Source organism: Kitasatospora sp. NPDC001660 (genome assembly GCF_053596725.1).
In genome coordinates this window covers 75,174-86,991 of record NZ_JBSFGU010000025.1, presented here as the reverse complement: position 1 = coordinate 86,991, position 11,818 = coordinate 75,174, and the positions used below count along the sequence as shown (strand labels likewise).

Sequence of the window (11,818 nt, the reverse complement as noted above, 5' to 3'; positions counted from 1 at the left end):
CATTCTCCGGAGGAGTCCGTGCGATCTCGATCGTTCGCCCTGTCCGCCGCCCTCGCCGTGCTGTCGCTGGCCGCCGTCTCGTTGAGCGCCAATGCCTCGCTGACGCCGCAGACTGCGGCCGCCCGAACGGCACTGCCGGACACCATGTCCCCGGCCGTGTCCCATTCCCAGCGGCAGGACACTGTCGCCGCCGGCCGGCCGATGGCGGTCTCCGTCAACCTCAAGCTGCGCAACACCGCCGCCCTCGACCGGTTCCTCACCGCGGTCTCCACCCCGGGTGACCCGCTGTACGGGAAGTACCTGACGCCCGACCAGTTCGCAGCCGAATACGGCCCGACCCAGGGCGACGTGGACAGGGTCACCCGGTTCCTCACCTCCCAGGGCCTGACCGTGACCGGGGTGAGTGCCAACCGGCAGGTGGTCAACACCGGCGGCACGGCCGACCGGATCGCCGCGGCCTTCGGGACCCACGAGAGCATGTACGTCGACGGCGAGCAGCACCGAACCTTCCACGCCAACGACACCCCCGCGTCGGTGCCGTCCGACCTGGCCGACGTCGTCGCGGGGATCGTCGGCCTCGACGACCACACCAGCCGCACTACCCGCACCACCCGCATGGCCGAACCGGACGCCTCGACCCCGGCCGCCACCCCGGGCGGATACGGCCCGGCCCAGTACGACGGCGCCTACAACCTGGACAAACTCGGCACGAACGGAGCCGGCACCACGGTCGCTCTCTGGGAGTTCGACGGCTACCGCTCCTCCAACCTGTCCACCTACGACCGCAGGTTCGGACTGTCCGGCCCGGCCGTGCGAACCGTCCCGGTGGACGGCGCCGACTACGACGCCCACCCCGGCCAGGGCCAGGGCGAGGTCGAGCTGGACAGCGAGATCGTGCGCGGCGTCGCCCCCAACGCCCAGCAACTGGTCTACGAGGCACCCAACAGCGACCAGGGCGAGGTCGACATGGCCGCCAGGATCGTCGCGGACAACAAGGCCTCGGTCATCTCGATCTCCTGGGGCTCCTGCGAGCCGGACACCACCGTCTCGATCATGACCGCGGTCAACAACTCCTTCAAGCAGGCCGCCGCCCAGGGCATCTCGATCTTCTCGGCCTCCGGCGACGACGGCTCGCGCGACTGCAGCCGCTCCGCCAGCGGCCCCGGCGTGGCCGCGGTCGACTTCCCGGCCTCCAGCCCGCACAACACCGGCGTCGGTGGCACCAACCTGAGGCTGAGCGGCAACACCTACTCCGCCGAGAGCGCCTGGATTACCTCCGGCGGCGGCACCTCGAAGGTCTTCGCCAAACCGACCTACCAGAACGGCACCGGCGTCAACGCCGCCGGGCGCACCGTACCGGACGTCTCCTCCGACGCCGATCCCGCCACCGGCTTCGCGATCTTCACCCAGGGTCAGGCCGGCCCCGGCTGGCAGATCGTCGGCGGCACCTCGGCGGCCGCCCCACTGTGGGCCGGCTTCACCGCGCTGTACGACCAGAAGGCCAAGGCAGCGGGCCGGGCAGTGCTGGGCGAGGTGAACCCGAAGCTCTACGCGCTGGCCGGTTCCGGCGGCGGCCAGTCGGCGTTCCACGACGTGACCACCGGCGGCAACCAGGACTTCCGTGCCAGGACCGGCTACGACCAGGTCACCGGCCTGGGCACCCCGGTGTCCGACCAGCTGGCCGACCGACTGCTCGCCGCCCACCGCTGAACGGGACGGCCCGAACGGGACAGCCCCGCCCGACCCTCGAAACCGCGTACGGCGAAGGCCGCTGACGACCGCACGAGGTTCCGCTCGCCCGTGGCTCGGTGGTTCCCGACGGCCTCCCGCTCAGCATCGTCGAAGCGATGCTGAACGGGGCCGCGGCGGTACCGGTTGAGCCCGGAGTGAGCGCTCCCTTAGGGAAGTCGAAAGTTCCGCGCTGACGGTGTTTTCGACAGGCCGACAGGCCGTACGGTCTGTCTCACCGAGCCCGGTACGGGCAGCACGGCAGCGGGCCCACCTGACCCATCCGCGCCGCCACGCCGCTGTCGGGCGGCCGGCGTGCGGGCCCACGCCGACGCACGCCGGGCCGGTGGCCAAGGCCATCTGCCGAAGCGCATCCCCCGCCACAATCCGCACCGTAAGGACCGTCCGTGAACGACATGGCCATCCCGGCTGTCACAGCCGCCCCTGAAGGAGGCGCCGAGCTGCGTCTCGTGGTCCGTCTCGACTGGCAACGCGTCGCCGAACTCGGGCTTCTCGCCTCCGAGTTGGCCAGTGAGCTGAAGCGACCGGTCACTCTCGACGAAGCGGTGAGCCACCAGCTGGCCTTCCGCACCCGCCCGGTGGCTCCGGCTCACGGCGCCGTCGGCACCCTCGCCGGCACCACGCCGACGACGACGGTGATGCCACTGTCCGGCGCGGCGGCCGTCGAAGCCCCTGGCCAGGCGCCGGTCACGGCGGGCAAGCAGGCCGGACCCGCGTCGCTGGAGAGCGGCCCCTCGGGCAGGTCCGCAGCCGTTGCGTCCGGCCAGTCTCCGGCACAGCAAGCCACCGCGTCGGCACAGGTCAGCGACAAGAACGCCCATCCGCTGGTCGCCGCAGGGTGACCGCCGAGGCCGGACAGGTGCCGCCTTCCCGGTCCGGTCCGTCCGGCTCCGGCCAGTACCCCACTCACAGCACTCATCGGAATCGCTCATCCCGGAGGGACCGCAGCATGGAACTCTCGTCCCGGACCACCTCTCTCCGCCTCCGCGCCGGAGGTGGCAGAGTTCCCAGCGGCCGGCGGATGTCGTACCTCCTCCTCGCCGTCGGGACCTCGCTGCTGGCCGTGGCGTGCACTCCCGCCGCCCCGACCGCCGCCCCGACCGCCGCTCCTTCCGTCGCCGCGCCGCCGTCGGATGCCGGGACGAACGGCACGCCGACCGGCAGTGCGGACGGTGCACCGACCGCACTGCCGGTCGGTGCACCGTCCGGCAGGCCGACATCCGAACCCGTGGGCACGCCGACCGGAACGCCCGCCACCACACCGGTCGGAACGCCGACGCTGAAGACGGGCGGAAAGCCCACCACCAGGCCGCCCGGAATGCCCACCGGTATGCCGACCGGGCCGAGCGGTATGCCGACCGCCATACCGACGTCCGGCCAGACCGATCCGTCCACCGGCACGCCGGCGTTCGGCGCAACCTACCCGCCCACCGGCACGCCGACCGCGGCCGGCAGTGCCCCCACGCCGGTCTACGGCAGCCACTGGTAGAGCGCCACCCGCCGGGAGCGGCGGCGCGCCGTCACCCAGGCGGTGGGTCTCCCGCCGCTTTCCCCGGCGCCACACGGCTGACGTCGTCTGTCACCGGGGAACCCACGCTCATGTGCACCGGGTCCGCGCCGACCGCCGGGCCGCCATCACTATCGGACAAGGACAGAGCTTGAGGAATTCGACAAGGCCACGTCGCAAGTCCCCGCGGGACACCGTGGTGCGGCTTCGCGCGGCCGCCGCCGGCACGGCACAGGAGCTGCCGAGGCCCCCGATCCCTGTCCTGGTCGCCGCCGCCGTGGTGGTGCTCGCCGTGGTCGCCACGGTGTTGCAGGCTCTCCAGCTCCCCGCGACGGCGCACAACCGCAGCGGCACGGAGGCGGTGCACCGGTTCGTCGACTTCTTCTTCGGCGTGCTGACGCTGATGGCCCTCAGCGGCAGTGTCACGCTCGGACTCCTGGCGGCCGAGCGACGGATGCTGACGCCGCGCCACAGGGTCGTGGTGCAGGCCCTGCACCGCGCCGTCTCCGTGGCCGCGGTGGTGACGCTGGTGATCCACATCGCCAACAAGGTCGCCGAGGGGCATGCCGCTCCCGCGGCGGCGGTCGTGCCGTTCGCTTCCGGTACCCGCTTCGTGGTCGGCGTCGGCACCATCGCCGCGGAGCTCCTGGTCCTGGCCGCGGTCACCGGCGCGCTCCGCGGCCGCTTCGCCGACAACCCCCGTCTCACCCGGCTGTGGCGACCGATGCACTGGGTCGCCTACGCCTCGTGGCCGCTCGCCCTGGCGCACGGGCTGGAGGCCGGGCGACCGGCCAGGGGCTGGGTCGTGTGGTCGTACGGCGTCAACATGGCCGCGGTGGCGCTCGTCCTCCTCATCAAGTTCCTGCACGGAGCCGGACGCAATACCACCGGCGTCAACGCCAACCGCCGCCTGATCGCCGTGGACCTGATCGGCCCCGGCGAGGAGGCGGACTACCCGCCACTCGGCGACCAGTTGCCCGTCTTCGGGGAGTCCTCGGCGATGCTGGCCCTGGACGTGGAGCTTCCGGACACCCGGCCGGCAGCGACCCCGGAACCCGCCTCGGCTGCGGCCGTGCCCGCCCCGGTGCCGATGGACACAGCCGCCATGCAGTGGGACACCGGTGAGCTGAACGCCCTGCTCGACGTCGGCCGTCAGCAGTACCTGGCCGAGCAGGCGGCGTTCCAGCAGCAACAGCAACAGATGCAACAGCAGGCCCAGTTCACGATGGATGCCTGGGACACCGGCGAACTCAACGCGATGTTCTACGGAGGGGGTCAGCAGTACCTCGTGGAGCAGGCGGCGTTCCAGCAGCAGCAACAACAGCAGGTCGAGTACCCCCAGCAGCCGTATGCCCAGGAGTACCCGCCCCAGGCGTACGCCGGCCAGCCCGGGTACCCACAGGCCCCCGACACCGGCCCGCAGTTCCCACCTGCGGAGGGGTCCTGGGCCGGTCCCGGCTACGGGTACCAGCCCACGTGGACACAGCCCTTCGGCTACGGCGTCGACTCCTGGCCGAACCGATGACGGCCGGCACCGCGGACGTCCCGGAGGTCATCCGGATGGGACCGCCCCGGCTCACCGCCGGGCTCGACCAGTACATCCGGATGGGCTACGAGGCCCATCTCGCCGTGCACGGGCCACTGCCCAGGTACGGCGCGCCGGAGCTGGTCGACCTCGCCCAGCGGATCGGGCTGGCCGGAAAGGGCGGCGCCGCCTTCCCCTTCGCCCGCAAGCTCAAAGCGGTGATCGACTCCGCGCGGCGCCGACGTCTGCCCGCAGCCGTCGTGGTCAACGCCACCGAGGGTGAGCCGGGCAGCGCCAAGGACCGGATGCTGCTCGCCCGCGCCCCGCACCTCGTCCTGGACGGGGCGCTGCTGGTGGGCGAGGCGCTGCGCGCCGACAGCGTTGCCGTCGGCGTGGACGAGGGCAGCCCGGGCGTCACCTCGATGCCCGCGGCGGTCGCGGAACGCCGCTCCCGGTTGCCGATCCGGGTCGTCCAGCAGCCGGCCCGCTTCGTCTCCGGCGAGTCCGGTTCGCTGATCCGCGGCATCAACGGCCTGGTCGCCCTGCCGCCGAGCCGCAAGGTCCGCTCCTCCGACGGCGGACCCGGCGGCGTGGACGGGCTGCCGACGCTGCTCTCCAACGCCGAGACGTACGCCCAACTGGCCGTCGCCGCCCGGCTGGGAGCGGAGGCGTACTGCACCGTCGGCCCCGACGCCGAGCCCGGAACGGTGCTGCTCACGGTCAACCGGCCGGGCGCCCGGCGGCCCGTGGTGGTGGAGGCCCCCGCCGGGACCCCGCTCGGTGCGGTGCTGGACGCCTGCGGGACCGGGCCGGGCCAAGGAGTGCTGGTCGGCGGCTACCACGGAATGTTCCTGGACGCGGCGTCGGCGGTGTCCGCCCCCTGCTCCCGGGCCGGCATGCGGCAGTCCGGTGGCACGTTCGGCGCCGGGATCGTCATCCCGCTGCCCGAGGACACCTGTCCGCTGGGCGAGGCGTACCGGATCGTCCAGTGGCTGGCCGCGGAGTCGGCGGGCCAGTGCGGTCCCTGCCGGCGCGGACTGCCGGAGCTGGCGCGGGCCTTCGGCGCGATGGTCGCCGGCGGCGGTGCCCGCGCGGTGGAGGAGGTCCGCCGGCTCGCTGCCGCGGTGGTGGGACAGGGAGCCTGTTCCCACCCCGACGGTTCCGCCGGGTTCGTCCGGTCCGCGCTCAGCGCCTTCACCGAGGACGTCCGCGCGCACGCCGAGGGCGCCGGCTGCGGACGGCGGGTGCGCGCAGTGCTGCCAACCGTGCCCTGGAGCCCGGACCGGGACGCTGCCGAGGCCGGCCGGGTGAACCTGAAGGTGGACTGGGCCCTGTGCGACGGGCACGGACTGTGCGCGGACATCGCCCCGGAGCTGTTCACGCTCGACCAGCACGGCTTCCCGGTGGTCAGCGAGGGCCCCGTGCCGGTCTGGCTGACGCTGTCCGCCAAACGGGCGGTCAACCAGTGCCCGGCGCTGGCCCTGCGCTTCGCCGCGTCCGGCCGCTGAACCGGGTGGCCAGGTGATCGACGTGGCTGTCGGCCCGTGACTACTCTGGTCGGGGAGTCAGTTCCCCTCGGTTTCGAAGGTGCGCAGCAGATCGGCGGCGACGCTCACGGCAATTGTCGCGGGTGCCTTGCCGGTGATGTCGGCCAGCCCGATCGGGGTCTTGATCCGACCAATGGTGGCCTCGTCGTGACCGCCCTCGGTGGCGAGGCGTTTGCGGAACCGCACCCACTTGGCCGCCGACCCGATCAGCCCGATGGAGCCGAGGTGGGGTGTGCGCAAGGCGGCGTCGCACAGGGCGGCGTCCTCGGCGTGATCATGGGTCATGATCAGGATGTGGGTGCCGCGCGGCAACCCCTCCAGCACCTCCTCGGGCAGCAGCGGCGTGTGATGCACGTGCACCTGTGCCACCGCGTCCGCCAGCACGTCGAGCCGCTCCTCGGTGAGGATGCCGGCGCGGGTGTCGATCAGATGGAGGTCGAGGTCCTGACGTGCCAGGATGCGCGCCAGTTCCAGCCCGACGTGCCCGACGCCGAAGATCGCCACCGCTCGTACCACCGGCAGCGGTTCGAGCAGCACCGAGACCGTGCCGCCGCAGCACTGCACGCCATGCCGGTTGGTCACCTTGTCGTTGAGGGCGAAATCGATCAGTTCCGGCTCCGGCGTGGACGCGGCGATCATCTCCCGGGCCCGATCGATCGCGACGGCCTCGACATTGCCGCCACCGATCGAGCCCCATGTGTTGATCTGCCCCACAACGAGTTTCGCGCCGGCCTCGCGCGGGGCATGGCCGCGCACGGTCGCGACGGTCACGAGCACGCCGGGCTCCCGGCGTGCTCGCAACCGTGCGACCGCGGCGACCCACGTCATGTCAGGCACCGCTCAACGACCTTGTGTCGGTTCGGATCTCGCCGTTTCCGGCGTGCCCGTTTCCGGCGTGGCCGTTGGTGGCAGACCCGTTGCGGACGCAACCGCTCCGGGAGACACCGCCCTGGCGGGCCGCCTGGATCGCCCAGTACACCGCCTCCGGTGTCGCGGGCGAGGCCAACTCGACGCTGACCCCGCTCGGCCCGAACGCGGCCGCGGCCTGCCGCAACGCTTCTCGCACCGAGAACGCCAGCATCAGCGGAGGCTCACCCACCGCCTTGGAGCCGTACACCGCGCCCTCTTCGCCGGCGTTCTCCAGAAGCGTGACGTTGAACTCCTCCGGCATCTCCGAAAAGCTCGGCAGCTTGTAGGTGCTCGCGGCCTGGGTCAGCAGCCGGCCGCGGTTCGGACCGTCACCGGCGTCCCAGCGCAGGTCCTCGAGTGTCAGCCAACCCGCGCCCTGCACGAAACCACCCTCGACCTGACCGATGTCGATCATCGGGGACAGGCTGTCGCCGACATCGTGCACGATGTCCACCCGCCGGATGCGGTACGTGCCGGTGAAGCCGTCCACCTCCACCTCGGCCGCGGCGGCGCCATGGGCGAAGTACTTGAACGGTGAGCCCTTGAACGTCTTCGCATCCCAGTGCAGCCCCTCGGTCCGGTAGAAACCGGCCGCCGACAGCTGAACTCGCTGGAAGTACGCGGTGCGCACCAGGTCGTCCCAGGCCAGCTCCTTGTCGCTGCCCAGGCCACGCGCGACGCCCTCGACGATGCGCACATCCGCGGCGTTCGTACCCAGCTGGGTGGCAGCCACCCGCAGCAGCCGCTCGCGCAACTGCTCGCAGGCGTTCTTCACCGCCGCTCCGTTGAGGTCCGCCCCGGCGCTGGCGGCGGTGGCGGAGGTGTTGGGCACCTTGTCGGTCCGGGTCGGGGCCAGCCGCACCTTGTGCAGCGGGATACCCAGCGTGGTCGCGGCCACTTGCAGCATCTTGGTGTGCAGGCCCTGGCCCATCTCGGTGCCGCCGTGGTTGATCAGGACCGAGCCGTCCTTGTAGATCAGCACCAGCGCACCGCCCTGGTTGAAGGCGGTGAGGTTGAACGAGATTCCGAACTTGAGGCCGGTCATCGCAAGTGCCCGCTTGGTGTTCGGGTGCGCGGCGTTGAAGGCGGCGATCTCGCGCTTGCGATCGGCGATGCCGGCGTCGTCCTGAACCCGGTGCCAGACGGCGGAGATCCGTTCGGGCTGGACGACCTGCTGTCCGTACGGCGTCGACTGACCCCGCCGGTAGAAGTTGCGCTCCCGCAACTCCATCGGATCCAGGCCGAGCAGCGGCGCGCAGCGGCCCATGATGTCCTCGATCACCAGCATGCCCTGCGGTCCGCCGAAGCCGCGGAAGGCGGTGTTGGAGACCTTGTTGGTCTTGGCGATCCGACCGGCGATGCGTGCGTTGGGAATCCAGTAGGTGTTGTCGATGTGGCACAGCGCGCGGGCCACCACCGGCTCGGACAGGTCCAGGCTCCAGCCACCGTCTGCGGTCAGGGTGGCGTCCAGGGCCTGGATGCGGCCATCGGCGTCGAAGCCGATCTTCCACTCGGCGTGGAACCCGTGCCGCTTGCCGGACATGGTCAGGTCCTGGGTCCGGTTGAGCCGCACCCGAACCGGCCGACCGGTCAGCTTGGCGCCGAGCGCGGCGATGGCCGCGAACCCGTGCGGCTGCATCTCCTTGCCGCCGAAGCCGCCACCCATCCGCAGGCACTGCACGGTCACCTCGTGGCTGTGCAGACCGAGCACGTGCGCGACGATCTCCTGGGTCTCCGAAGGATGCTGGGTGCTGCTCTGGACGAACACCTGCTCGGCCTCGTCGACATAGGCCAGTGCCGCGTGCGTCTCGAGGTAGAAGTGCTCCTGATCGGAGAACTGGAGCTCGCCGGTGAACACGTGCGCGGAGCCGGCGAAGCCGGCGTCGACGTCGCCGGTCAGCATCACGGGCCGAGCGCCGTGAAGACTGTCGGCCGCGATCGCTTCCTGAAGCGTGATCAGGGAGGGCTGTTCGTCGAGGTCCACCTCGACGGCCGCCGCGCCGAGCCGGGCTGCCTCCAGGGTCTCGGCGAGCACCCAGGCGACCGCGTGGCCGTGGAACATGACCTCGTCGGGGAACAGCGGTTCGTCGTGCTTCATCCCGGCATCGTTGACGCCGGGCACGTCGGCGCCGGTCAGCACGCGGACCACACCGGGCACGGCGAGCGCGGGCTCGGTGCGCAGCGCGGTGATCCTGGCGTGGGCCTTCATGACCTGCACCGGGTAGGCGTGCAGCACGTCCTTGGTACGATGGACCAGGTCGTCGGTGTAGAGCGCGGTGCCGGTGACGTGCAGGACGGCACTCTCGTGCGGCATCGGGAGGCCGACGACGGCCTTTTCGGGGCGCTCGGACAGATGGCTCATGACGACACCGCCTCGGTGGTCTGCGCGTACAGCTTCAGCAGGCTCTGGCCGAGCATCGCGGAGCGGTAGCCGGCGCTGGCGCGATGATCGTTCATCGGCGTGCCCTCGGCCTGCAGCACCCGGGCCGCGGCCTCGGCCGTCTTTGCCGCCCACGGCTCGCCCTCCAGGGCCGCCTCGGTGGCGAGGGCGCGGATCGGGGTGGCGGCCACGCCGCCCAGGCCGATGCGGGCCTTGCGGACGGTCCCGTCCGCGATGTCGAGCGCGAAAGCGACTGCCACGCTGGAGATGTCGTCGAAGCGCCGCTTGGCGATCTTGTGGAAGGCCGTGACCGGCGAGAGCGGCAGCGGGATGCGCACCGTGCGGATCAGCTCGCCGGGACGGCGCACGCTCTGGCGGTAGCCGGTGAAGTAGTCCGCCAGCGGGACCTCGCGCTCACCGTCGGCGTCGGCGAGCACCACCGATGCCTCCAGCGCGAGCAGCGCCGGCGGGCTGTCACTGATGGGGGAGCCGGTACCCAGGTTGCCGCCGAGGGTCGCACCGTTGCGGATGAGCCGGGATGCGAACTGCGGGAACAGCTGTGCCAGCAGCGGGACAGCGCCGTCGAGGCGGCGTTCGATCTCGGTGAGCGTCAGCGCCGCCCCGATCTCGACGTGGTCGGATTCGACTCGCAGCTCCCGCAGTTCGGAAAGCCGGTCGACGGAGACCACGCAATCCGCCCGGCGGGAACGGATGTTCACCTCCACGCCCCAGTCGGTGGAGCCGGCGACCACCACCGCGTCGGGCCGCTCCCGCAGCAACCGCAGCGTTTCGGCCAGGGTGCTCCTCCGTAGGAACGCGCTGTCGTCCTGGGTGTATTCGGTGGCAACCGGCGCGGGCGGAGACTGCTCGCGACGCTGCGCCAGCGGGTCCTCATCGGCGGGCGTGCCGACGGCGAACGCGGCATCGCGAATCGGGCGGTAACCGGTGCAGCGGCACAGGTTGCCGCTCAGCGCGTGCAGATCGAAACCGTTCGGACCGTGCTCGGCGTCGGTGCTGTCGGCGGAGTCCGCGTGCGCGCAGCGGTCGGGTCGGTAGTACTCGGCGGCCATGCTGCAGATGAACCCCGGCGTGCAGTAACCGCATTGGGAGCCGCCGCGGACCGCCATCTCCTCCTGCACCGGGTGCAGGGCGGGCGGCGTGCCGGGTTCGCCGGGGGTGGCGAGACCTTCGGAGGTGATGATCTCCTGACCGTCGAGCGCCGCGACCGGGACCAGGCAGGCATTGACCGCTACCCAGTCGGTGGGCTTGTGTACCCCGGGACGGGCCACCAGGATCGAACAGGCGCCGCATTCACCCTCGGCGCAGCCCTCCTTGGTGCCGGTGAGGCCACGCTCGCGCAGAAAATCCAGCATTGTGGTGTGGGGCGCAGCCGGTGAAATCGGTGTTTCTTTCCCGTTGACCGTGATCCGCGCCGCTACCATGACAGGCCTTCGTTCCGGTGCGCGATCGGTTGATTCATCATGTTCGCCAATTTCAGGCAGCTTTCTGTGTTCAGGCGCGCCAGGTGAGAGGAGCGGGCGCAAGACGACAGGCGACAGTGACTGCCGGGAGCTGGTGACGGGAAACGACAGGCAACGGTGACTGTCGGGAGGTCGTGACGGGAAACCCGGAATGTGCCACGGACGGGCACATCAGAACGGCGTGCTCAGCAGCCGTGCGCGATCCGGCCCGGAACCCAGACCGTGCGGCGGGCGAGGCGACCCAGATCGGAGTTGGTGTTCATCCGCTGGTCGCCTCCTTCCGGTACTCATGGGTCGGTGTCCACCGCAAGGTAGTGGCTGGGGCCACAGCGGTCAAGACGTTGCCCCCGGTACGACGCGGGTTGGGCACGCCTGCGCTGGCCAGCTGCTGCCGGTCGAACTGCCCGCTGCGGTTGAGGCCGGCGGTGATTGGGTCGGCCGGCGAAGCGTGCGGGGCCCGGCGCGGTCCGCGTCCGCGCCGGGCAGGCAGCACGCGTCAGTTGTCGTTGTCGACCTCGGTGTGGGCGGCGCTGTGGCCGGTGGGGCAGTACAGGGCGAACTGGCCTAGGTGGGTGCGGAGTTGCGCCGTTTCGATCGTGCCCGCGGTCAGCGCGACGTATCCGTCCGGGCGGACCAGGACGACGGGGTCGCCGGTGAGGCCGTAGGCGCGGCGCGCGTGCCCGTCGGGGCCGCGCACGGTCTCGCTCCCGCTCGACCTCC

General features: G+C 71.5%; 9 protein-coding genes. 5 read left to right on the top strand and 4 right to left on the bottom strand.

The features are described from left to right. The first annotated feature begins 18 nt into the window (after positions 1 to 18). The 5 genes from ACWCXH_RS25060 (at position 19) to ACWCXH_RS25040 (ending at position 6,289) form a co-directional block, all read left to right on the top strand. On the top strand, positions 19 to 1,710 hold the full coding sequence (locus ACWCXH_RS25060; RefSeq protein WP_449803718.1) for a S53 family peptidase: 1,692 nt from the start codon (positions 19 to 21) through the stop codon (positions 1,708 to 1,710). Between the two features lie 425 nt (positions 1,711 to 2,135). Then, positions 2,136 to 2,591: a hypothetical protein gene (locus ACWCXH_RS25055; RefSeq protein WP_449803717.1), complete on the top strand. Its 456-nt coding sequence runs from the start codon at positions 2,136 to 2,138 to the stop codon at positions 2,589 to 2,591. Between the two features lie 179 nt (positions 2,592 to 2,770). Next, complete coding sequence (locus ACWCXH_RS25050) at positions 2,771 to 3,238, top strand: hypothetical protein (RefSeq protein WP_449803716.1); 468 nt, start codon at positions 2,771 to 2,773, stop codon at positions 3,236 to 3,238. A gap of 169 nt (positions 3,239 to 3,407) precedes the next feature. Continuing rightward, entirely contained in the window at positions 3,408 to 4,781 is a 1,374-nt protein-coding gene (locus ACWCXH_RS25045) for a hypothetical protein (protein WP_449803715.1), read from the top strand. After that, positions 4,778 to 6,289: an NADH-ubiquinone oxidoreductase-F iron-sulfur binding region domain-containing protein gene (locus ACWCXH_RS25040; protein ID WP_449803714.1), complete on the top strand. Its 1,512-nt coding sequence runs from the start codon at positions 4,778 to 4,780 to the stop codon at positions 6,287 to 6,289. Before ACWCXH_RS25045 ends, ACWCXH_RS25040 begins: the two co-directional genes overlap by 4 nt. Positions 6,290 to 6,346: 57 nt before the next feature. Here the strand turns inward: ACWCXH_RS25040 and xdhC are convergent, their stop codons facing one another. The 4 genes from xdhC to ACWCXH_RS25020 all read right to left on the bottom strand — a co-directional run bounded on the left by xdhC (position 6,347) and on the right by ACWCXH_RS25020 (position 11,795). After that, complete coding sequence (gene xdhC, locus ACWCXH_RS25035) at positions 6,347 to 7,156, bottom strand: xanthine dehydrogenase accessory protein XdhC (protein ID WP_449803713.1); 810 nt, start codon at positions 7,154 to 7,156, stop codon at positions 6,347 to 6,349. Between the two features lies 1 nt (position 7,157). Beyond that, positions 7,158 to 9,599 carry a xanthine dehydrogenase molybdopterin binding subunit gene (xdhB, locus tag ACWCXH_RS25030; protein ID WP_449803712.1) on the bottom strand — a complete coding sequence of 814 codons (2,442 nt, stop codon included), beginning with the start codon at positions 9,597 to 9,599 and terminating at the stop codon, positions 7,158 to 7,160. Further along, positions 9,596 to 11,059 (bottom strand): xanthine dehydrogenase small subunit, encoded by a 1,464-nt coding sequence (locus ACWCXH_RS25025; RefSeq protein WP_449803711.1) that lies wholly within the window; start codon positions 11,057 to 11,059, stop codon positions 9,596 to 9,598. Before ACWCXH_RS25025 ends, xdhB begins: the two co-directional genes overlap by 4 nt. Before the next feature lie 535 nt (positions 11,060 to 11,594). After that, a complete protein-coding gene (locus tag ACWCXH_RS25020; protein WP_449803710.1) occupies positions 11,595 to 11,795 on the bottom strand; it encodes a hypothetical protein in 201 nt (66 codons plus the stop codon). Between the last annotated feature and the right edge of the window lie 23 nt (positions 11,796 to 11,818).

Excerpts from the sequence above, each read along its gene's own strand:
- ACWCXH_RS25040 (WP_449803714.1), top strand. The coding sequence starts at position 4,778 with ATGACGGCCGGCACCGCGGACGTCCCGGAGGTCATCCGGATGGGACCG.
- xdhB (WP_449803712.1), bottom strand. The coding sequence starts at position 9,599 with ATGAGCCATCTGTCCGAGCGCCCCGAAAAGGCCGTCGTCGGCCTCCCG.
- xdhC (WP_449803713.1), bottom strand. The coding sequence starts at position 7,156 with ATGACGTGGGTCGCCGCGGTCGCACGGTTGCGAGCACGCCGGGAGCCC.
- ACWCXH_RS25025 (WP_449803711.1), bottom strand. The coding sequence starts at position 11,059 with ATGGTAGCGGCGCGGATCACGGTCAACGGGAAAGAAACACCGATTTCA.
- ACWCXH_RS25050 (WP_449803716.1), top strand. The coding sequence starts at position 2,771 with ATGTCGTACCTCCTCCTCGCCGTCGGGACCTCGCTGCTGGCCGTGGCG.